Origin of the sequence: Novipirellula artificiosorum, from assembly GCF_007860135.1 — a bacterium.
In the GTDB taxonomy this organism is placed as follows: domain Bacteria; phylum Planctomycetota; class Planctomycetia; order Pirellulales; family Pirellulaceae; genus Novipirellula_A; species Novipirellula_A artificiosorum.
On sequence record NZ_SJPV01000008.1, the window covers coordinates 45,386 to 66,224 of the forward strand.

General features: G+C 55.5%; 17 protein-coding genes. 14 read left to right on the forward strand and 3 right to left on the reverse strand.

Features of this window, described 5'->3' with window-relative positions:
- Positions 1-51 precede the first annotated feature (51 nt).
- The 5 genes from Poly41_RS20675 to Poly41_RS20695 all read left to right on the forward strand — a co-directional run bounded on the left by Poly41_RS20675 (position 52) and on the right by Poly41_RS20695 (position 6,661).
- Positions 52-1,602 carry a sulfatase-like hydrolase/transferase gene (locus Poly41_RS20675; RefSeq protein ID WP_146528639.1) on the forward strand — a complete coding sequence of 517 codons (1,551 nt, stop codon included), beginning with the start codon at positions 52-54 and terminating at the stop codon, positions 1,600-1,602.
- A 186-nt stretch (positions 1,603-1,788) separates the two neighbouring features.
- On the forward strand, positions 1,789-3,288 hold the full coding sequence (locus tag Poly41_RS20680; protein ID WP_146528640.1) for a sulfatase family protein: 1,500 nt from the start codon (positions 1,789-1,791) through the stop codon (positions 3,286-3,288).
- 1,028 nt (positions 3,289-4,316) lie between these two features.
- On the forward strand, positions 4,317-4,511 hold the full coding sequence (locus Poly41_RS20685) for a hypothetical protein (RefSeq protein WP_146528641.1): 195 nt from the start codon (positions 4,317-4,319) through the stop codon (positions 4,509-4,511).
- A 280-nt stretch (positions 4,512-4,791) separates the two neighbouring features.
- On the forward strand, positions 4,792-5,601 hold the full coding sequence (locus tag Poly41_RS20690) for an RND transporter family protein (RefSeq protein ID WP_146528642.1): 810 nt from the start codon (positions 4,792-4,794) through the stop codon (positions 5,599-5,601).
- A 250-nt stretch (positions 5,602-5,851) separates the two neighbouring features.
- On the forward strand, positions 5,852-6,661 hold the full coding sequence (locus Poly41_RS20695; RefSeq protein ID WP_146528643.1) for an FAD-dependent oxidoreductase: 810 nt from the start codon (positions 5,852-5,854) through the stop codon (positions 6,659-6,661).
- A gap of 59 nt (positions 6,662-6,720) precedes the next feature.
- Here Poly41_RS20695 and Poly41_RS20700 read toward each other — a convergent pair whose 3' ends face one another.
- Entirely contained in the window at positions 6,721-8,160 is a 1,440-nt protein-coding gene (locus tag Poly41_RS20700; protein ID WP_146528644.1) for a DUF1501 domain-containing protein, read from the reverse strand.
- 5 nt (positions 8,161-8,165) lie between these two features.
- Entirely contained in the window at positions 8,166-10,493 is a 2,328-nt protein-coding gene (locus Poly41_RS20705; RefSeq protein WP_146528645.1) for a PSD1 and planctomycete cytochrome C domain-containing protein, read from the reverse strand.
- 606 nt (positions 10,494-11,099) lie between these two features.
- Between Poly41_RS20705 and Poly41_RS20710 the strand changes: the two genes are divergently transcribed.
- From Poly41_RS20710 to Poly41_RS20750, 9 genes are all read left to right on the forward strand, one after another.
- Positions 11,100-12,551 carry a hypothetical protein gene (locus Poly41_RS20710; RefSeq protein WP_146528646.1) on the forward strand — a complete coding sequence of 484 codons (1,452 nt, stop codon included), beginning with the start codon at positions 11,100-11,102 and terminating at the stop codon, positions 12,549-12,551.
- Between the two features lie 234 nt (positions 12,552-12,785).
- A complete protein-coding gene (gltX, locus tag Poly41_RS20715; RefSeq protein WP_146528647.1) occupies positions 12,786-14,333 on the forward strand; it encodes a glutamate--tRNA ligase in 1,548 nt (515 codons plus the stop codon).
- A gap of 216 nt (positions 14,334-14,549) precedes the next feature.
- Positions 14,550-15,845 carry a cytochrome c gene (locus Poly41_RS20720; protein ID WP_146528648.1) on the forward strand — a complete coding sequence of 432 codons (1,296 nt, stop codon included), beginning with the start codon at positions 14,550-14,552 and terminating at the stop codon, positions 15,843-15,845.
- A gap of 3 nt (positions 15,846-15,848) precedes the next feature.
- On the forward strand, positions 15,849-16,643 hold the full coding sequence (locus Poly41_RS20725; RefSeq protein WP_146528649.1) for a thymidylate synthase: 795 nt from the start codon (positions 15,849-15,851) through the stop codon (positions 16,641-16,643).
- Positions 16,640-17,227 carry a dihydrofolate reductase gene (locus tag Poly41_RS20730; RefSeq protein WP_146528650.1) on the forward strand — a complete coding sequence of 196 codons (588 nt, stop codon included), beginning with the start codon at positions 16,640-16,642 and terminating at the stop codon, positions 17,225-17,227. The genes Poly41_RS20725 and Poly41_RS20730 overlap by 4 nt, the downstream gene beginning before the upstream one ends.
- Before the next feature lie 148 nt (positions 17,228-17,375).
- The gene (rpsM, locus tag Poly41_RS20735) at positions 17,376-17,747 is read left to right on the forward strand and encodes a 30S ribosomal protein S13 (protein WP_146528940.1); all 372 of its coding nucleotides are present in this window, start codon (positions 17,376-17,378) and stop codon (positions 17,745-17,747) included.
- 65 nt (positions 17,748-17,812) lie between these two features.
- Entirely contained in the window at positions 17,813-18,196 is a 384-nt protein-coding gene (rpsK, locus tag Poly41_RS20740; protein ID WP_146528651.1) for a 30S ribosomal protein S11, read from the forward strand.
- Positions 18,197-18,335: 139 nt separating this feature from the next.
- Positions 18,336-19,331 (forward strand): DNA-directed RNA polymerase subunit alpha, encoded by a 996-nt coding sequence (locus tag Poly41_RS20745; RefSeq protein ID WP_146528652.1) that lies wholly within the window; start codon positions 18,336-18,338, stop codon positions 19,329-19,331.
- Positions 19,332-19,392: 61 nt separating this feature from the next.
- Positions 19,393-20,016 carry a bL17 family ribosomal protein gene (locus Poly41_RS20750; protein WP_146528653.1) on the forward strand — a complete coding sequence of 208 codons (624 nt, stop codon included), beginning with the start codon at positions 19,393-19,395 and terminating at the stop codon, positions 20,014-20,016.
- A gap of 80 nt (positions 20,017-20,096) precedes the next feature.
- Here Poly41_RS20750 and Poly41_RS20755 read toward each other — a convergent pair whose 3' ends face one another.
- Positions 20,097-20,837, reverse strand: a complete 741-nt coding sequence (locus Poly41_RS20755) for a uracil-DNA glycosylase family protein (RefSeq protein WP_315853741.1) — start codon at positions 20,835-20,837, stop codon at positions 20,097-20,099.
- Positions 20,838-20,839: the final 2 nt, after the last annotated feature.

The following is a 20,839-nucleotide window of genomic DNA, read 5'->3' on the forward strand; positions in this document are numbered from 1 at the left end:
TTCCGACTAGAATAAGGACCCGCCTTTCCAACTCCAACCGATGTGGTTCCGATGAAAACGCCTCTCGCCCTAATCATTCTACTTGCTTTGATTCTGCAGGACTCGTTATCGATGGCGGCCGAGCAGCCCAATATTGTGGTTTTTTTGGTCGACGACATGGGGATGATGGACACGTCGCTTCCCTTCCTGACGGACGCAGAGGGTCAACCTCAACGTTATCCGCTCAATGACTACTACCGCACGCCTAACATGGAACGCTTGGCGCGGGGTGGAATTCGCTTCAATCAGTTTTACGCGATGAGTGTCTGCTCACCGACGCGTGTGTCCATCATGACGGGACAAAACGCAGCGAGACATCGAGTGACGAACTGGATCAATCCGTTGCAGGACAATGCGGGAAAGAATGGTGCTCCGGACTGGAACTGGGCAGGGCTGAAGAAAGGCGATGTGACGCTGCCGGGCATTTTGAGTCGTGGTGGCTACCGCACGATTCATGTCGGCAAAGCGCACTTTGGACCGGAACAACATGAAGGAGCCGAACCCCTTAATCTGGGATTCGATGTCAATGTTGCCGGCGCCGCTTTCGGGGCTCCCGGAAGCTACTATGGCGAGAAGGGTTACGGGCATGGCACAAAACGTGCGCATCACGCGGTGCCTCATTTGGACAAGTACCATGGCACGGACACGTTCTTGACCGAAGCGTTGACCCTCGAAGCAAAGCAACAGGTTGCGAAAGTCGTCGAGACCGGCCAACCGTTCTATTTGTACTTCTCCCACTATGCAGTTCACGCGCCTTTTGAATCGGATCCTCGGTTTGCCGATCACTACAAGGATTCGGGGAAGCCCGCTAACGCTCAAGCCTTTGCAACGCTCATCGAAGGCATGGACAAATCGCTCGGCGATATGCTTGACCAGTTCGACGAACTCGGGATCGCCGAAAACACGCTGGTTTTCTTTCTCGGTGATAACGGTTCCGATGCACCGCTCGGTCATCAGCACGCTGTCGCATGTGCGGAGCCGCTGCGAGGTAAAAAGGGAGCTCACTACGAAGGCGGGATGCGAGTTCCGCTGATCGCGGCTTGGGCCAAGCCGAATCCCGAGAACGGATGGCAAAACCGATTGCCCATCCCTGAAAACACGATTCAACCGCAAGTCGCATCCGTCGTCGATCTGATGCCCACGATCTTGGATGTCGCTGATCTCGACGCTCCCTCGGGCCACACGCTCGATGGCCATTCCTTGCAGACGCTGTTGTTGGGGCAACCCGACGAACAGCGCCAGGAACAGTTCCTCATGCATTACCCACACGGTCCTCATCGCAGTAACTATTTTACGACATGGCGCGATGGTGATTGGAAGGTGATTTACCATGCGTTGCCAGAAGACTCGACGACGACGGACGATCTGCGATCAAGTGGGATTCACTATGAACTGTTCAACCTCCGGGATGACCCGTTCGAGTCAACGAATCTCGCGGAATCAAAACCGCAAGAGCTGGAGCGGATGATGAAAGGATTGATCGGTGCACTGAAAGATCATCACGCGGTCTATCCCGTCGATGATCAAGGAACGGAATTGCGGCCCCAACTGCCCCACCACTAACCCTCTCGCTCGCTGCGCTTGACCTCTCCCAGAGGGAGAAGAAAATCACCCCTCCCGCGCGGGAGGGGTCGAGCGCAGCGAGGGGGAAGGCCCCGAACGCGCGGCCAACTTTTCGGATAGGTTCTTATTGTTCAAGTACTTAAAAACTACACGACCTCTAAAGAGTAAAGGCACACAGGCTTTCACATGTTTCGAACGATAATTGACGCGAGAGCTGACCGAGTGGCGACCTTTCGCTTGTTGTCCGTCGCGGTGGCTGCCGTGCTGATCGGCACAGGGCCGGGCCTTGCCAAGTCCGACGATCGCCCGAATGACGATCGCCCTAACATCGTCTTGATTCTTGTTGATGATATGGGCTATGGCGATCCCGGTTGTTTCAACCCCGAATCAAAAATTCCCACACCGAACATCGATTCTTTAGCCACTTCGGGGATGCGTTTCACGGACGCGCATGCTCCCGGGCCGCTTTGCCATATGTCGCGTTACGGATTGATGACTGGCATGTACCCGTTCCGTATCAACGTGAACCGCTGGCCAACGCAACCGCTGATTGAACCGGGGCAAATGACGGTTGCATCCCTGCTTGATTCGCAGGGTTATGAAACCGCGATGGTTGGGAAATGGCATGTGGGTTTCAAGGAAAACGGCTACGACCATCCGTTGCCGGGTGGCCCCGTCGATGTCGGTTTCGACTCGTTCTTTGGTATTCGCGCATCGACCGATATTCCTCCTTATTTCTATATTCGAGACAACCATGCGGTGGCGCCGCCGAGTGAGACGATTGCTGCAAACCGTAGCCCCGGTTGGTCGCCGATCCAGGGAGCGTTTTGGCGAGAAGGTGGCATCGCTCCTGGTTTGGAATTGGAAGATGTCTTGCCGCGTTTTACCGAAGAAGCGATCACGGTTATCGACAAACACCGTCAATCGCAGATCGGTCCAAACGCAGATCCTCTGATGCTTTATCTCGCTTTTCCAGCACCTCATACGCCCTGGTTGCCGTCGCCAGCGTTTCAGAACAAGAGTGGCGCAGGCATGTATGGCGATTTTCTTGTCATGGTCGATGCGATGATCGGGCGCGTGTTGGATAAGCTTGAGGAAGCCGGGATGAGTGACAACACGATGGTGATCTTTACCAGCGACAACGGCCCGGTGTGGTACGACGAAGATGTCAAGCGGCTTGGGCATGACAGCAGCGGTGGGTTGCGCGGCATGAAAGCGGATGCATGGGAATGTGGCCATCGAATGCCGATGATCGTTCGCTGGCCCGGCAAGGTGAAGCCAGGTAGCGTGTCGAATCAACTTGTTAGCTTCGTTGATTTTCTTGCGACGTTTGCCGACGTGACGGGGCAACAGCTTGAGGAAGGTGACGGTCCCGACAGCATGAGCTTCTTGCCGGCGCTATTGGGGAAGGCTTCGGTCGAGACGAAGATGCGTGACACCTTGGTGTTAAAGAGCGGCAGTGGTTTGATGATGGTTCGACAAGGCGACTGGAAGTTGATCGATGGACTCGGCTCGGGAGGATTTTCGAAACCGAGCAAGGTGAAGGCAGGCGAGGGTGATCCCACTGGCCAGCTGTACGATCTAAAGAACGATCTTGGCGAAACCACCAATTTGTTCCGCGATAAGCCAGAAGTGATTGATCGGCTCAAGCGAGAACTGGATCGCGTGGTGTCGTCGCATCCTTGACTTGCCGAAATGTCGTGAATGCATGGATGTTCCCTTTTCGAGGGGGACAACCACGATGAAAAAAATTTTAGCCCCAGTTGGAAAATGCAATCCAGTCATCGCCCCCGAAGGAGACTGCTGAAGTCGTAGCAACGGAGAAGACTTTCCCCTCCCATGCGGTTTGATTTCACATCGCCGCGTCGATGCGAAGTAGAGTCCATTACCGCGAAGCGGTTAGATTCCAGAGCCCAGGGTCGACGCGCAGCGGCGCACCCTGGGGCCACGGTGTCGAAAGTCGTTTATTACGCCGCAGGCGTTGTACAATGAGGCCAGCGCCGAGGGGTGTCATGTTGGGGCTCGATGCCGTTCATTGTACAACCTCTTCGATGCATGCCGCCTGACGCGGTCGGTGACCCAGGGTGCGCTCAGCGGCTTCGCCGCTGGCGCGGCCCAGGGCTTTGGAATACAACGCCGCTGGCGTAAAGGCACTCCTTAGAGTCAACGCCTACCGCGTCTTCTGCCGGGAATCGCAGCCGATTTCAGCGGGAGCTTGTTCTTTTGGCTCATCCGACGGAAGCGCGCGGACCCCAGACTCGAGGTTTTTTGGAGGTATGGCTCCGGTGTCCAATGATCTCTTAGAAAAGAGTCCCCGACGGACGGTCGTCCGCCGGGAACCGGTAGCACCCTTGGCGCACCGTCGACCGGGATATCCCTTGTCAAGTTGCACCTCTGCAGAGCTCGACTCCGTTTCTCCCGGCAACTGCACATAACAAGTAAAAATAGCTCCTGCCAGCAATGATTGGACACCGGAGAGATGCCTCGAAAACCTCCTGCGCACGCTTCCGCCGGATGCGCCGTTCTTTTCTTCTCGCCCAAAACAATGCGCTCAAATCCAAACTCAGCCACAACAAAGTGACGAGATAAGGGACGGTTTGCCAATGGCGAGATCCTATAAGTTCTGGTTGTGGCCTTATCTTAAGTGACCTGAATGTGGAGCGAATCTGATCGACTTGTGTTTGGCTCAAAGGTTGAATCACCGTTTGATACTGATGGCCATCATTGAAGCGAACGGTGGTTTTCGATGGGATCCAACGGTCAAAGAAGCGTTCGAACTCGACCTCCGTTGTTTGGATTCGTACGTTGGAATCCATCCTCATGGACCGTATTTGCCAATCGACGGTCGAGTCGACCGTAATCTCAAGATGTTCGACGGGGATGCTCTCGTCGCCACTGGATCGCTGTAGAACCTCCGTGTCTTGATTCAGATCGTACACAATCAACCATTGGCCTTCCGAAGATTCAATGGGTCCTACCTTGTGGACCAGAGCTTGGCGTTTCAGCTCTCCTTTGATTGGCAAAATGTTGCTCAGTGTTGGCCTTTCCAAGTATTGGTGCGCAAGAGGGGCGATTGTTTGCTTGCGCGATCCGGAGTGTTTCAAGTTGTTGATTGTTGATCCGTCAAACCGTTTGCTGATGACGCTATTGTCATGAACGATCTCGATGGAAGGACGTTGAGGATCTTCAATGCGAATCCATGACTCCCGTCATCCTGCAACGGCGGTTGAGATACTACGAGTCGCATGGTGGCCGTGCACGCTCTCTGCATTAACGACCGCGATTGGGCTCATTGCGTTGTTATCAAGCAGTACAGCGCCTGTTCGGCAGTTTGGAATCTATTCTGCGATAGGCGTTCTCTTCGGCACCGGCCTGATCCTTCTCACCTTGCCTGGATTCCTGGAGCGATGTCCATTCGTCTTCCCTCGGTTGTCGCAAAATACATCTCCTGGTGAGTGTTTCGATCGCGATCGCCGCATCGAAAAGCTGGTTGATTGCTTGAAACGCTGGCGGTGGGCTGTGTTCACCGTGTTTGCCGGGATCATGAGCTTCAGCCTGCTTGGATTGCCCAGACTCGATACCAGTCTAAATATCGGAAGTACGTTTTCACCGCAGACAAAGATCTTTCAAGATACGCAATGGATTGAATCGAATGTTCGCTCTCTCTCTCAAATTGAAGTGTCCATTCAGTTTCGGCAAGAGTGTGAATTGACGTCGAGTCAACGGCTGTTGGTACTCGCAAAATGCCAGTCTGCGTTGCAGGAGATCGCGGAGGTTTCCCGTGTCTTTTCCCCTTCCGATTTTGTCCCAAGCGAGCCTTCTGGCCGATCCGTTGGGGCAACCATTCGTCGGTCACTTTACCGCAACAAGCTTGCACAGATGCGCCGCGACTTTGTTGAAATGAACTATTTGTCTCAGCAGGGCGGAAGTGAGTGGTGGAGGATCAGTGTGATGGTACCCTCCCTCCCTCGCTCAAACAGATTATTCGACGTTGCTTGAGAAGGTGACGGATCGTTTGCAGGTTGTGCTTCACCCAGCCTGTACCGAGTACCGACTCGATCTGAATCGTCCGTTGGCGACAGCAATCCGGCTGTATTGTAGGAACGCGACTCGTCAGGTCTGCAAAGATCTAGGCGTTTGTTATCGAGATTTTCAATGGCGGCGATTCAAGAAGGAATGCCAATTAAGTTTGGGGAGATATTTAAGATTCCGTGGTTTCTGTGATGACACCTGCGCGATTGTAACTGGAATGGCGATGTCGATTTGGACGGTGGACTCCGAAAGTGTCTTGCAGTTTCCTGCGAGTTTTGTTTTCTCGACTCTCAAAGACGTTGGCGTTTGGCGACTTTTTCGAGGAGGACGATGGCGTCAGGTTTCCGGCGGAGCGCAGCGATACATAGAGGCATTGGCGGAGCCGATGCGAGAGTGCATTTCACTCGGTACCCGCGTAGAACGCGTCCGGCGCGAGAGCGACCACGTTGTCGTTGTCACCAACCACCCTCCGACGAACGAACCCTGCGAGCAACGTTTTGATGAAGTCATCTTTGCGATCAATGCCGATACTGCACTGACGTTGATCGATAATCCATCCTCGGACGAACGGCAAACATTGTCGGCGTTCGGATCAACAAAGCATTCGACCGGAATTACTCATGATGAAAGGGTGGTCGCAGGCTACCGAAACGGATCGGAACCCGCATTCATGCACGTCGATGTCCATCGTCCCTCGGGCAAGGGTAACGCCCAGACGGAATTGAAGGCCGGGTTTTTTGATTTGCGTCGTCTATTTCGACTCCAGTTGAAGGATCCACTTTTCTTGTGGTACATCTTGACCGACCAGCCGTGTCCCAAAAATTTCTTTGCAACGTTCGACTACGCCACACCAGTATTCTCAGCGACGGCTTTTGAGGCTCAGCAGAAGCATCCGAGAATCAGTGGAGTAAATCGACTGCATTTTTGTGGTGCGGGTTGGGAAAACGGACTCCATGAAGGCGGTGTTGTCAGTGCGTTGAAGGTTGCAAAGCACTTCGGCAAGTCACTCGACGAAGTGACCAAGTGAGCCATCGATCGGTTCGCGGAGGGCCCAGCCGGGCTTCTGAAGGAACCGGTACAGCCGAGCTACGCTAACAAATCCCTCACCACTCTTCCGTGCACGTCGGTCAAGCGATAGTCGCGTCCTTGGAAGCGATAGGTGAGCTGCTCGTGATTGAATCCAAGCAGATGCAAGATTGTGGCTTGCAGGTCATGCACATGGACAGGGTTTTCTGTCACGCTGAAGCCAAGTTCATCCGATTGTCCATATTCAAAACCGCGTTTCACCCCTCCACCTGCCATCCACATCGTGAACGCATCCGGATAGTGGTCGCGTCCAAGCACCTGGCTGTTGGCCGTACGTCCTTCGCGGAACGGTGTCCGGCCAAACTCGCCTCCCCAAACGACCAGCGTTTCGTCGAGTAGGCCTCGTTGTTTCAAATCCTTGATCAACGCCGCGATGGGTTTGTCCATGGTGGCACATTTCTTGGTCAATCCATCGGTGATCCCTTCGCCAGGGTTGGTTCCATGGAAATCCCATCCCCAATCGAAGAGCTGAACGAATCGTACGCCTGATTCCACCAACCGGCGGGCGAGCAAGCAGTTGTTGGCAAGACTGGATTCACCTGGAACCGCACCATACTGCTGGAGCGTCGTCGCGGATTCTTGCGAAATGTCCATCACTTCCGGCACCGACATTTGCATTCGAAATGCCAGTTCATATTGAGCGATGCGTGTCAACGTTTCGGGGTGTCCCATTTCAGCAGCTTGAATTTCATTCAGATCGCGCAGTGCGTCCAGCGTCATCCGCCGCATGGCACGGTCCATTCCCTTGGGGTTGGAAGCATAGAGCACGGGGTCTCCCTTCGATCGGCATTGGACCCCTTGGTAGACCGAGGGCAAGAAACCGCTCCCGAAGGATGCTTTGCCGCCGTTTGGCTGGACGCCGCTTGAAATCAGGACCACGAACCCGGGTAGATTCTCGTTCTCGCTGCCCAAGCCATACGTCACCCATGATCCCATCGATGGACGGCCCGATCGCGGTGATCCGGTGTAGACCAGCAATTCCGCTGGGGCATGATTGAACTGGTCGGTGTACATCGAATGGACCAAGCAGAGTTCGTCGGCGATGCCGTGGAAGTTCGGAATCGCATCGGACATCCATGCGCCGTGCTTGCCCACCTGCGACCACGCGCGCGGCGAGCCCATTAATTTCGGTGTGCCACTGGTAAAGGCAAACTCCTTTCCTTCCAAGAACTCTGCAGGGCAATCCTCGTCCGAATGTTCAACGAGGCTGGGCTTGAAATCGAACAGGTCCAAGTTCGGAGGCGAACCGGTCATGTGAAGGTAGATCACCCGCTTCGCCTTGGCAGGAAAGTGCGGGGGTTTACAACGGAGTGGATTGTTGGCCAGCGTGGGTTCGGTATCCAGCAGCGATGCGAGTGCCATGCCGCCGACGCCGGCAGCGGATTGCTGCAGGAAATGCCGCCGAGTTCGCAGTTGAATTTGTTCGGATCGTGGGTTCATGCTTGCTACCGTTTCATTAACAATTCATCGAGATTCAGAAGGACATTTCCGACCACCGACCAGGCAGCCAGCTCGGCGAGGTCCATGCCGTCGATGGGCTCACCGATCGGATCGGTTGCCATCGCCGCGGCAGCTTTTGCATCCTTTAGGAACACCTTGTGTGCATCTGTGTACAACGTTTTGATTCGGTCGATTTCTTGATTCGTCGGATTGCGAGTCAAGCAGACGCGGAATGCGAACTGGATCTTTTCGCGTTCGGTTTCGCCGGCGGTGATCATTCGCCGCGCCAATGCCTGGGCGGCTTCGACGTAGACGGGATCGTTGAGCGTCACGAGAGCTTGCAGCGGAGTGTTGGTTCGGATGCGGCGAATCGTACAAACCTCGCGATTTGGCGCATCGAACTGGGCCATCGAGGGGTAGGGGCTTGAGCGTCGCCAGGAGGTGTAGATCCCACGTCGGTAGCGATTGGGGCCAGCGCTCGTGGTCCAATCGGTTTTGCCGCCAAACGCCGCCTTGAGGCCCAGTTCGGGTTGAGGGGGGTTGGCGGGTGGGCCCCCCATGATGTCGCTCAACAGTCCGCTGGCGAACAATGCTTGGTCACGTACCATTTCAGCCGAGACACGAAACCGAGGTCCGCGAGCGAGCAGACGGTTTCTCGGATCGGCTTGTTGAAGTATCTCGTTGGTTGCCGAAGTTTGTCGATACGTTGCCGACATCACGATCGTTTTGAGCAGCGACTTCAGATCCCAGCCATTCTCTTGCAGTTCAACCGCCATCCAATCGAGCAATTGCGGATGCGACGGCAATTCGCCTTGCGAGCCGAACTCTTCGCTCGATTCGACAATGCCGATGCCGAACAATTGTTCCCAATGACGGTTGGCGATCACTCGGGCCGTCAAAGGGTTCTCTGGATCCACCAACCATTTTGCAAGATCGAGTCGGTCCGGACTCGTTGGATCCGACAGAGGGTGAAACGCTTGGGGCGTCGACTCGTGGACTTCTTCACCTTTGCTCAAGTAGTTTCCGCGAATTTGAATTGTCGACGTTCGTCGCTTGTTGGTCGGCAACTCTTGCATGATTGGAACGGTCGCCCGTGGTTTGGTCTTCTCAAGTTCCTGTTGCAATGCCAGCAGCTCGGGATGCGGAGCGTTGGATTGAGCCTTGACCGCCTCGATTTCATGTTGCAACGCGGTTCGTGCGGCGGTTTGCTCGTCCGACCAAAGTTCAAGCACCGGCCGTTCGTCTTTCTGGTCATGATCCGCGGTATGATTGAAGAAGGCGAAGAACTGGAAGTACTCCGTATGCGAGATCGGGTCGTACTTATGAGTGTGGCATTGGGCACAAGCCATGGTTGTCCCCATCCAAACAGCCATGGTGGTATTCACTCGGTCGATGATCGCAGCGTTGCGGAATTCTTCATCGTTTGTCCCCCCTTCGCTGTTGGTCATCGTGTTACGGTGAAACGCGGTAGCAATCAGTTGTTCTTCGGTCGGTTCGGCAAGCAAGTCGCCAGCGATTTGTTCGATCGTGAATTGGTCAAACGGCTTGTTCTGGTTGAGCGAATCGATCACATAGTCGCGAAACGCCCAAATTTCGCGTGGTGGATCATCTGCGTAACCCGCTGAATCGGCGTAGCGAGCGAGGTCCAACCAGACGCGCGCCCAGCGTTCGCCGTACGATGGTTTCGCCAATAGCGAATCGACATACGCTTCGTAGGCCTGATCGCTGGGGTCATCGGCAAACGCCTTGGCCTCCTCCCAAGTCGGTGGCAGGCCGGTTAGATCGATGGACAATCGCCGAGCCAAGGTCAAGCGGTCTGCTTCGGGCGCGGGGCTCATCCCCTGTGCTTCGAGCTTGGCCAAGACAAAGGCATCGATTGGATTGCAAACCCATTGGTCGCCCTCGATGGACGGCTGCGCGGGGCGAATTGGTTTTTTGTACGACCAGTGCTTTGCATACGCGCCACCCTGTTGAATCCAGTTCTGGAACAAATCGATTTCGTCGTCCGAAAGCGGTTTGCCTTTGTCGGTTGGCGGCATCCGCATGTCCTCGTCATCCGACGCAATCCGCAAAACAAGCTCGCTAGCGCCAGGGTTCCCCGGTACCACCGCGGCGTAACCCCCGAGATCCTGCACTGCGCCCGATTCGGTATCGAGCCGCAACCCTGCTTCCCGGCTCCCTTCGTCGGGGCCATGGCAGCTGACACACTTGCTGAACAGGATCGGACGAATATCGCGATTGAAGTCAATCGATTCGTCGGCCCGAGCAAAACCGAGAAAGACAAAGACGAACGAGAACGTCAGAAAGCGACATCGAGAATCGACATACTTCATGAGGAGGTTGCTACCAGGAAGGCTTGGAGGCGGTAGGAGAAAACACTTCAAAGAGGAGGACTTGGCCCCATTGTAGTCGACACGGAAGTGTGGGGTGCCATGGGGATGGTGGGACTCGACTTCATCCTAGTATTCCGACTCAGCTTGAATTGCGAGTAGGCGTTCGAAGTAGGGCCGGTTCCCACCGGCCAAATCACTTGAGAGTGTGGCCGGTAGGAAACGGCCCTTCCCGAAAATTGAGCTGCGGCGGAATACCAGCCCGGGTGATTCATCCGTCCAAACCTATTCCATCTAACCCTTTGTATGCGATCAGCCTACACCGATTGAGTCAAAAACAGACTGTGCACGTTGGAGTCGTAGGCTTAAGCCGATTCAGCAACGATCCAGCTCGCAATCGGCTAAAGCCTACCACTCCTACGAATAATCCGGGCTAGCCAAAATGGGGCAAGTCGTGCGGTGCAACTTCGCCGGGGCCCCAAGCGAGAGGCAGGCAGATAGCTAGCAACTCACAATTCTTCCGTGATGTCTCAATTGACTTTGCGCGGACGCTTTTCCTAGTCTCGGGCCTTGATCTGGAACCGTGTTTCCTTCTAGCACCCGAGTCACATGTCCTTTGGGCGGCGTTCGATTGATCGTCGGCGGCGAGTCTTGTATTCGACTCAGCAGGCTGATTTAGAAACCTCGACAGCGGCAAGCCGCCGAGCGGCTGAGCATTTGCGCGAAGCGAGGAAGCCGACCGCTGCGTTTGCCTCGCGGGTCCATCGGCGAATCCGGGGCCGATGGTTTTCGCTGGTTCCTGTGAAACGTCGCACGCTGGTCTCGGTCGCATCTGCACTGGGTGCGATAGCGCTGCTGCTTTGTGCGGCTCACTATGCGTCGGTGGCCTGGCCCGCGATTGCAAACCGGCCTGAAATTTCACGGCCATTGCGGTTGGATCGGCCCGACAGTTTTGGACGATGGGTTCAGTGTGTGCTGTTAGCGGCTTCGGCGGGAGTCTCGTTGATGATCTACCAAGTCCGCCGCTATCGCGTCGACGATTACACGGGCCAATACCGATTATGGCGTTTGGTGCTGATGACGTTGGTTGTTGCCAGTGTCAATTCGCTCGTTTCCCTTGTCGATTGGGCTGGCGCCATCATGGACGTTGGATTCGGAAAACGCGTCGCGCTTTCCGGCAATGATTGGTTTCGTTTGGTGATCTCGATTGGCGGAGCCATCTTGTGCTTGCGGATGGTCGCGGAGGTGCGTCGTTCGCGTTGGTCGCTGTTGACCATGATCGGCGCATGGATCTTCTTCGCCATTCCCGTGGCGGCGAAATGGAACTTTATCGAAGTCGATTCGCTCGGCCGATGGACCTTGGTCACGTGTGCGCCGCTGCTCGCATGCACGACGCTTTTGATTTCGCTGGGCGGCTATTTGCGAATGCTGTTCCGCCAAGTTCGCAACTTGGACGAAAACGACTCGTTGAGTGAACGGTTTCAACTCTTCAAGTTGCAAGTGTTGCAGCGAGCAAAAACCGAAGACGCCACAGAGAACCACGATCCATCGTTGAAAACCGAGGCGTTTTCAACACCAGCTGCTGAATCGAAAGAGCACTCGGCACGGGATTCGGAAGATCGGCCTGGACCGTTGCCTCGCAAAAAACGCCGCTGGTTTGGGTTGAGAGCAGCCAAAGATCCGAGCTTGGAGGAGTCTTCCTCGAAGCCAACGGAGGCCGTCGTCGGTGAGGCGGACCCGGACGAGGGAGCGAAGAACGACCGAACGCACGAGAACGAAGCCCCCAAACGCAAACGTTTTTCACTTGGCTTCTTGAGCCGAAATAAGGAAAGTGTTCATGGGAGCACGCGGGAAGACGACGACGCAGGCGTGGATGCAGAGGATCGCCAAGGCTCGATGCCAAGCAGCCAACGATCTCGCTACACGGAAGGCGATTCGCGAGACGACGCATCGGGTTCGGAAAGCGAATCCAATTCCGACGATATCGATTGGGATTCACTGAGCAAGGCGGAGCGTCGCCGGCTCCGCAAACAGCTTAAGCGGCAAGGCAGAGCCGCTTAGCATCGCGGGATCAATAACTAACGCGTGGCCTCGTCCATTACCAAAGTCGTCACTTGTTATTCACGCGATGCTTAGGGATAAGTCTGAGCCGCTGATGACGCGACCGCTACGAATCTCGACAGGCTTCGGGTATTTTGTTCGGAGGCTGTCAGTGAACGCTGAATGCTGAACGCTGAACGCTGAACGCTGAAAAACACGTCTCCCCCTTTTCCATCTCCCAACTCCTTAGCCTCCATGATCCGCACCCGATTTGCCCCCAGTCCGACCGGATACCTTCACATCGGTGGTGTCCGCACCGCCCTCTTCAATTGGCTGATCGCGCGTCAATCGGGCGGCCAATTTGTTCTTCGTATCGATGACACCGATTCCGGTCGCAATGTGGCTGAAGCGATCAAGCCGATCTTGGAGGGGTTCCGTTGGCTCGGCATGAATTGGGAGGAAGGGCCCGAGACGGGTGGTCCGCATGAGCCCTATTATCAATCGCAGCGAGCGGAGCGGTACGCACAGGCGGCCGCAAAACTGCTGCAAAGTGGGCATGCCTATCGCGATTATGCAAAGCCGGAGGAGTTCAATGCACTAAGGCAAGAGGCGGAAAAAGCGAAGGTGCAATTCATCTACGATCGCCGCTGGATGGCTGCGGACGATGCGGCCGCGGCCGCGTTTGAAGCCGAGGGCCGCACGGCGGTGGTGCGGCTAAAAATGCCTCGCGAGGGCCAGTGTGTGATTTCGGATCGGGTGCGTGGCGAGGTTCGAGTGGATTGGGCATCCGAACAGGACCATGTGATCCAACGCGCCGACGGCAGCTGCTTGTACCATTTGGCCAGTGTGGTGGACGATCATGATTTTGAGATTTCACATGTGATTCGCTCGGAAGAGCATTTGTCGAACACGCCGCGGCAAATCTATATTCTCGAGTCATTAGGTTACGAGCGACCGATCTATGCTCATTTGCCTTATGTCGCCGAGCCAGGGGGGCATTCGAAGTTAAGCAAGCGAAAGCTGGCCAAGTATCAGAAGAACAAGGATTTTGCCCAATTGCTCGACCATGGCCAGCGGATCGCTGAGCGATGCGGGATTGCAACCGAAGCGGACACGTTCAACCCTGTGATCATTGATTTTTATCGCGAGATCGGCTTCACAGCGGACGCGATTTTGAACTACTTGCTGCTTTTGGGCTGGTCGCTCGATGGCGAACGGGAAAAGTTCACGGTGGAAGAGATGACAAAGCTGTTTTCGCTCGAACGAGTGACCAAATCGCCGGCATCCTTTGATCCGCAAAAGTTGCTCTCGTTCCAAGGGGACGTCTTTGCAGCCCTGTCTCTGGAAACGCGGATCGCCAACGTGATGCCGTTCGCGGTTGCTGCGGGGCTTGTCGAATCGGGCGATGCCGATGCCGCGTCCAAATTGGGCGAAGTGGTTCAAGCGGCAGGCGATCGATTGAAGATTGCGGGCGACATTCTGGATTTCGACTACTGTTTCGTGGACGAGTTCGACGTCGACGAAAAAGCTTACCAAAAGCGGATCGAGAAGCCGGAATCGGCAAAACCGCTGCTCGGAAAGCTGCGTGCATGCATCGATAATGCGGATCGGTTCGATGCGGTGTCGGCTGAGACGCTCGTGAAGCAATTTTGCGAGGACGAAGGGATCAAATTGGGGGATATCATTCACGCCCTGCGAGTCGCGACGACCGGTCGTGCAGCGGGGTTCGGCATGTTTGAAACCTTGGCCGTGATTGGTAAGGACAAGGTCGCTGAGCGAATCGGCAAGGTGGCTTCGGCTTAGGGCGTCGAAGCCGCTGTTGGCGAGCTGCCGCTCGGAGACAAAATCGTCGCATCAAACCAGAACTCGCCCGATGAACGGATGAGCGAGGCGAGCGGTTATCCTTGTTGCAGTGAAAACGGTATGATTTACGGCAGCACGGATTGTCGGTTCCGGCGTGATCGCGTTCAATGCACCGACAATCGCTCCTCTTTTTTGTTTCTGGCCCTAGGAATTGCCATGTTTCGATCGATTTTACCGCTTGGTTTCGGCCTGCTGGTCTGCGTTGGGTTCGTTGGTTGCCGGCAAGAGGCACCGGTAGAATTTGAGCCGAATATGGTCCACGCCATGAAGTACCAGATCCAGGAAGGGATCCCGATGGATCAAGCGTCGAAGGATACGACGTGGGTGGTGACTAAGATGTTTGGGACGCCCAATCAGCCGAAAGTGCCTGACTTTGTTCACGAAGACGAGGATTTGGATGCGCTCGTTTCGGAGCAGCGATTGATGCGAGCGTCTGGGCCCTTGGACGAGGACGGTCGAGGGCTTTATCGAAAGCACTGTGCCTTGTGCCATGGCGTGACCGGAAACGGACGAGGAACGACCGCCGCGATCTTGAATCCCTATCCTCGCGATTATCGGATGGGGATTTTTAAGTTCAAATCGACGCCTCGTGGTTCGAAGCCGACGCGAGAAGATGTTTCGCGGTCGATCCGCAATGGGATTGCTGGCACGGCAATGAACAAGATCCCGGAACTGTCCGAGGAAGATGTGCAGTCGCTCGTTGACTATGTGATCTATCTCTCGTGGCGAGGTGAATTGGAGCGGGCTTTAATTGACGACGCGATTTTCGAGCTTGATCTGGAAGCTGGCGATCGAATCATCAGTCCCGAGTTGGCCAACAGCGAAAAGGAAGAAGACAAGGAATTGTTTGCCGAGCAATGGGAAATTGCCACCGATTTTGCAGCCGAGATCGCTGATTCGTGGCTCGAAGCCGAAGACGAGGTCATCGAAGTGCCCGCGCCTCCGGCCGACCTTCCTGTGCCCAACTCTCGCAAGGAATTTGTCGAGATGCTTGCCAGTTCTCAAGGTGATGCGTTGAAGGCGTCGGTCGAGTCGGGGCAAAAGCTGTTCGTCGGCAAGATCGCTTCTTGCAGCAAATGCCATGGCGAACAAGGGCTCGGCAACGGACAGACGACCGATTACGACGATTGGACAAAAGATTGGACCACGCGGATCGGGCTGAAACCCGAGGAACGTGAAACGCTCGTGCCGCTACTGGCGCGCGGGGCCTTGCCGCCGATCAATGCCGTTCCGCGGAACTTTGCCGAAGGTATTTTCCATGGAGGAGCCGATTCGGAGGACTTGTACCGGCGAATCACTCAAGGGATCGACGGAACGCCGATGCCGGCGGCAACCTTCGTCGAGGGCGAGTTTGAGCAGGGCGACGTCTGGCATCTGATCAATTTTATCCGTTCCCTGCAGACGACCGACCATGACCCGTCGTCGGACCCCGAAGTGCAGCAGGTTTTGTAGTCGATGCGAACGTACCTTCACCTCCTTGACGAAGTTCTCAACCACGGTCTCGATCGCGATGACCGGACCGGCGTAGGGACCCGTGGGCTTTTCGGGCGTCAAATGCGTTTTGATCTCAGCGAGGGCTTTCCGCTGCTGACGACCAAGAAGCTGCATGTTCGTTCGATCATTTACGAATTGTTGTGGTTTCTGCGCGGCGACACCAACGTTAATTGGCTCCAGAAGAATGGGGTGACGATTTGGGATGAGTGGGCCGACGACAACGGCGAACTTGGGCCCATTTACGGAAAGCAATGGCGCAGTTGGCCGTCTGCGGATGGTTCCACTGTCGATCAGATCGCTTGGGTTCAGCAGGAGATCCAGCAGAATCCGCAATCTCGACGATTGGTGGTGTCGGCGTGGAACGTGGCCCAGGTTGAGCAGATGGCTTTACCACCGTGCCACCTTCTTTTTCAATTCTATGTGGCGGGAAACAGGTTATCGTGCCAGTTGTACCAGCGCAGTGCCGACCTGTTCCTGGGCGTCCCGTTCAACATTGCAAGCTACGCGCTGTTGACGATGATGATGGCGAAGGTCACGGGGTTAGAGGCAGGGGATTTTGTGCACACGCTCGGCGATGTTCATTTGTACCGGAATCATTTCGATCAGGCACGCGAACAACTGTCTCGGCATCCGAAACCGCTGCCGAGCATGCAGATTCTGTCCACTCCTGAATCCATCGACGGCTTCGGCTTCGACGATTTTCAGCTCATCGACTACGATCCGCATCCGCGAATCAAGGCACCCATTGCAGTATGAGCGGGCCAGCCGATTCTTCGGTTCCCTCGCCCCCGAGTGGGCAGGATCAGCAGGGAAGCGGATGCCGAGCACACCCCCTTGTTGCCCTGGTGGCGATGACGCCGTCGGGCGTGATTGGCAAAGACGGGGACATGCCCTGGCGTTTGAGCAGTGATTTGCAACGTTTCAAGCGGATGACGATGGGCGGAACGCTGATCATGGGGCGAAAAACATTCGACTCGATTGGCCGGCCGTTGCCGGGGCGTCGCACGATTGTCATCACTCGAAATGCCGATTGGACGGTCGCGGGCGTGACGCGAGCGGCAAGTCCAGAGCAGGCTGTTGCCCTTGCCGGGGACGCAAAGCCGGCGTTTGTCGTTGGTGGAGCGGAGATCTATCGCCAGCTAATACCGTTTTGTGGTGAAGTTTGGCTCACTCGGGTATGGTCTTCCGTTTCAGGTGACACAATTTTGACGATCGACCTTTCCCAATTCGAACAAATCGAACACACTAGACTTCCAGCATCTGCGAAAGATGACGTCCCGACGGAGTTTTCAAAGCTCCGGAGAAAAATTTCTGGAAAAAACGCGACGCGTCCCCATTGAGCAAATAGGGGGCCGTTCGCTATAGTTCGGGATTCTTGGCCGTAGCACCCTCACGCAGCTTGCAGCGTGGTCGCTCGAGTCCTACCGTTAAATTTTTGTGCAAGTCCCCTCGGATTGTTACCTCAGGAGTTCCGCTATGCCCCGTCTGATGGGCGTCGATGTGCCAAACGACAAGCAAATCCAGTATTCGCTGACCTACTTGTACGGGATCGGTTTGTTCACGGCTCGTGAGGCTTGCGACAAACTAGGGATCGATCCCGCACGTCAAGCAAGTGACTTGAGCGAAGAAGAATTGAGCCGAATCGCGGCACTACTTGAACGCGATTACACGGTCGAAGGTCCCCTTCGTCGCCAAGTGACCCAAAACATTAACCGACTTCGCGAAGTCCGCTGCTATCGAGGCATCCGACACCGCGTCAGTTTGCCCGTTCGTGGTCAACGAACCAAGACCAACGCACGAACCCGGAAAGGCCCTCGTAAGACGGTTGCCGGTAAGAAGGGCGTTAAGGATTTGCGTTAAGCGTTTGCTTGACGTTTTTCCCTTATTTCAAACCATCCTCCACTTCACTTGATCGAGACTTTGCAGTGGCAAAGACCAATAAGAAGAAAAAAGTACGTCGTAACGTGACCAGCGGTGTCGCTCACATTCACGCCACGTTCAACAACACCACGGTGACCATCACCGATCCCAAAGGGGATACGTTGTGCTGGGCGAGTGCGGGAACTAGTGGGTTCAAGGGCAGTCGCAAGAGCACCCCGTTTGCCGGCCAGTGCGCCGCGCAGCAGGCCGCTGAGAAAGCGACCAAGTTCGGAATGCGTGATTGCGAAGTCCGCGTGAAGGGGCCTGGTTCGGGTCGCGAAAGTGCGATCACGGCCCTGCAATCCGCTGGATTGAATGTGAAATTGATCGAAGAGGTTACGCCGATCCCCCACAATGGTTGCCGGCCACGCAAAAAGCGTCGCGTCTAAGCCTGTTCCCATTGCTTTTGTTTCGTTTCGCAATCCTGCCTCGGAAGTATTCGGGCCTTTGCGTGTTCGGGACGAAGCCATCAAGCCCAGCGATCGTTGGGATACCGTCAAACAAACACAACCCAAGAATCGAGGTCACATGTCGATGCACATTCGATGGCGTGGTATGGAGTTACCAAGCACGCTCGAGGTCGATCGCGAATCCCTCACGTCGACTTACGGCAAATTTTCCGCCGAGCCGTTTGAACGCGGTTTCGGAGCGAGCGTTGGCAATAGCCTGCGTCGTGTTCTGCTTAGCAGTTTGATGGGCAGTGCGGTCACGCAGATCAAGATTCGTGGTGCTCAGCACGAATTCACCACGATTCCCGGCGTGATGGAAGATGTCACAGAAATCGTGTTGAACGTGAAGAGCTTGGTGGTGAAGAACCACAGCGAAGCGACACGAGTGATCACCGTCGAGTCCGACAAAGCGGGTGTGATTACCGGCGGGGACATTCAGACCGATTCGGATGTCGAGATCATCAACAAGAATCACGTGATCGCGACGTTGACCGACGACACGCCCTTCATGATGGAAATGGTTGTCGAAAATGGACGCGGTTATGTTCCGAGTACGGAGCACAGTAGCGTCGACCACGAAATCGGTATCATTCCGATCGACGCGGTCTTCAGCCCGATCACGCGCGTTCGATACGAAGTCGAGGAAACGCGTGTGGGTCAAAAGACGAACTTCGATCGTTTGATCCTCGAGATTTGGACGGACGGCAGCGTGAATCCTGAGCTGTCGTTGGTCGAGGCGGCGAAGATCCTGCGTAAACACCTCAATCCGTTCGTTCAATATCGCGAACTTGGGCCGAGTATTTTTTCAGCAGCCCGAGGCGGTACGGGTTCGCCCGAAGCGCAACTCGAAGCCAAGTTGAACATGACGCTGGCGGAATTGCGATTGTCGGTTCGTGCGAATAACTGTCTCGAAAGCGAAGCGATTCAAACGGTTCGCGATTTGGTTCAACGAACCGAAGACCAACTGTTGGAAGTTCGCAATTTTGGCGACACCACGCTGAACGAAGTTCGCGAGAAGTTGGCTCAGTACGGGTTGCACCTCGGCATGCGAGTGCCAAACCAACCGCTTTTTTAAGTGGTTGCCCTTTCCCTGAACTCACACATTTTTCAATAAAACTACAGACGGATATTTCGCCATGCGACACCGACGAAAAGGCCGCGTGCTTGGACGAAGCCCAAGTCACCGCAAGGCGTTGCTCAAGAATTTAGCGAGTGCTTTGTTCTTGACCGAACGCGACGCAACCTACGATGATAATGCACCGAAGGTTGCTGGCCGAATCACGACGACTCTGCACAAAGCCAAAGAAGTACGGCCGTTGGTCGAGAAGTGCATTACGATCGCCAAGAAGAGCTTGCCCTATGCCGAGGAAGCGCAGAAGCACGCGACGCAGGCCGATCGAGGCACCGAAGCTTACAAGCAGTGGCGCAAGAGCGACGAGTGGCAGAAATGGGCCGCAGCCCGGGCTCCCGTGGTTGCAGCACAACGTCGTGTTGTCCAACTGATTGGCGACAAACAGGCGACTGCGATTTTGTTTGATACCATCGCGGAACGATTTGTGGATCGACCCGGTGGGTACACACGGATCCTGCGTCTTGCGACTCCACGATTGGGTGACGCGGGTACGCGGGCGTTGTTGGAATTTGTCGGCAAGAACGACCGCGTGAAACGCAAGGCCGAACGACCCTCCTTCGAAGATCAGGCTCCTGTCGCTAACGAAGACACCGCTGCCGAACCGGTTGCAGCGGGTAGCGAAGAGTAAAAGGCATCGAGCTCGTTCCAAACTCAACTCAACGACGGTCCCTCAAAGGCCGTCGTTTTTCGTTGCCTGTGAGGCCGCAGCTACCAGACTCCCCCCGCTTGCAGTTGTTCGGTCGCTTTGTCGGCCCAGCCCTTGTTTGCCGCGGGGGATGCGGGGCTCGGATGCAGAATACGTGACAGTTTGGCACGCGCCTCGGTTTCGTCGAGGACCCGCTTCAAGCATGACTCCGCATACGCTCCCACGCCGACCACAAATTCAGGGTTGAGGCTCGTGATCAGCCGAATCAGGTGGATGTCGCATATCTCGTTGAGCGTTTGACGTTCGTTGGCGGGCAGCTTGTCGGGGGTGCGATTTTTGGCGGATGCCTCCATGAAGACCAGCGGGCAATAGTTGGCAACGAAGTGGTCCTGGAAAAAATCGCTGGCGTTGGGGTACTTCGTTTGAAACAATCCCCACAGCCTACGGCCGCTGACTTCGCTTTTCTCGCAGGCAAACCCTTGCACGGGGCGCTTCGGATGTTCGACGCGGGGCCGTTCGACCGGCCGTTCAATCCCGATCCAGTCTCGGACGGCTGCGATCTCGCCGAAGGGAACTCCGGTTTGTGCCATCCCCCACGGTCCGGGGTTCATGCCGAGAAACACGACGCGAACACCTGCCGGATTCACACAGCGGAGATAGGCTTGGTGTGATTTCCACGCGTAGCTTAAGGGGTTGTAGACATGTGTTACCGGTTCCGCGAACGTCAGTGTCTCGGCCGCGTCACGAAGTGCCTTGGCTGCCTGGATCAACGGACGGCGAACATCCCTTTGCTTGCTCACCATGG

Excerpts from the sequence above, each read along its gene's own strand:
- gltX (WP_146528647.1), top strand. The coding sequence starts at position 12,786 with ATGATCCGCACCCGATTTGCCCCCAGTCCGACCGGATACCTTCACATC.
- Poly41_RS20690 (WP_146528642.1), top strand. The coding sequence starts at position 4,792 with ATGCGAATCCATGACTCCCGTCATCCTGCAACGGCGGTTGAGATACTA.
- Poly41_RS20685 (WP_146528641.1), top strand. The coding sequence starts at position 4,317 with ATGGCCATCATTGAAGCGAACGGTGGTTTTCGATGGGATCCAACGGTC.
- Poly41_RS20745 (WP_146528652.1), top strand. The coding sequence starts at position 18,336 with ATGTCGATGCACATTCGATGGCGTGGTATGGAGTTACCAAGCACGCTC.
- Poly41_RS20750 (WP_146528653.1), top strand. The coding sequence starts at position 19,393 with ATGCGACACCGACGAAAAGGCCGCGTGCTTGGACGAAGCCCAAGTCAC.
- Poly41_RS20730 (WP_146528650.1), top strand. The coding sequence starts at position 16,640 with ATGAGCGGGCCAGCCGATTCTTCGGTTCCCTCGCCCCCGAGTGGGCAG.
- Poly41_RS20680 (WP_146528640.1), top strand. The coding sequence starts at position 1,789 with ATGTTTCGAACGATAATTGACGCGAGAGCTGACCGAGTGGCGACCTTT.
- Poly41_RS20700 (WP_146528644.1), bottom strand. The coding sequence starts at position 8,160 with ATGAACCCACGATCCGAACAAATTCAACTGCGAACTCGGCGGCATTTC.
- Poly41_RS20705 (WP_146528645.1), bottom strand. The coding sequence starts at position 10,493 with ATGAAGTATGTCGATTCTCGATGTCGCTTTCTGACGTTCTCGTTCGTC.
- Poly41_RS20725 (WP_146528649.1), top strand. The coding sequence starts at position 15,849 with ATGCGAACGTACCTTCACCTCCTTGACGAAGTTCTCAACCACGGTCTC.
- Poly41_RS20720 (WP_146528648.1), top strand. The coding sequence starts at position 14,550 with ATGTTTCGATCGATTTTACCGCTTGGTTTCGGCCTGCTGGTCTGCGTT.
- Poly41_RS20710 (WP_146528646.1), top strand. The coding sequence starts at position 11,100 with ATGTCCTTTGGGCGGCGTTCGATTGATCGTCGGCGGCGAGTCTTGTAT.
- Poly41_RS20755 (WP_315853741.1), bottom strand. The coding sequence starts at position 20,837 with ATGGTGAGCAAGCAAAGGGATGTTCGCCGTCCGTTGATCCAGGCAGCC.
- Poly41_RS20695 (WP_146528643.1), top strand. The coding sequence starts at position 5,852 with ATGGCGATGTCGATTTGGACGGTGGACTCCGAAAGTGTCTTGCAGTTT.
- rpsM (WP_146528940.1), top strand. The coding sequence starts at position 17,376 with ATGGGCGTCGATGTGCCAAACGACAAGCAAATCCAGTATTCGCTGACC.
- Poly41_RS20675 (WP_146528639.1), top strand. The coding sequence starts at position 52 with ATGAAAACGCCTCTCGCCCTAATCATTCTACTTGCTTTGATTCTGCAG.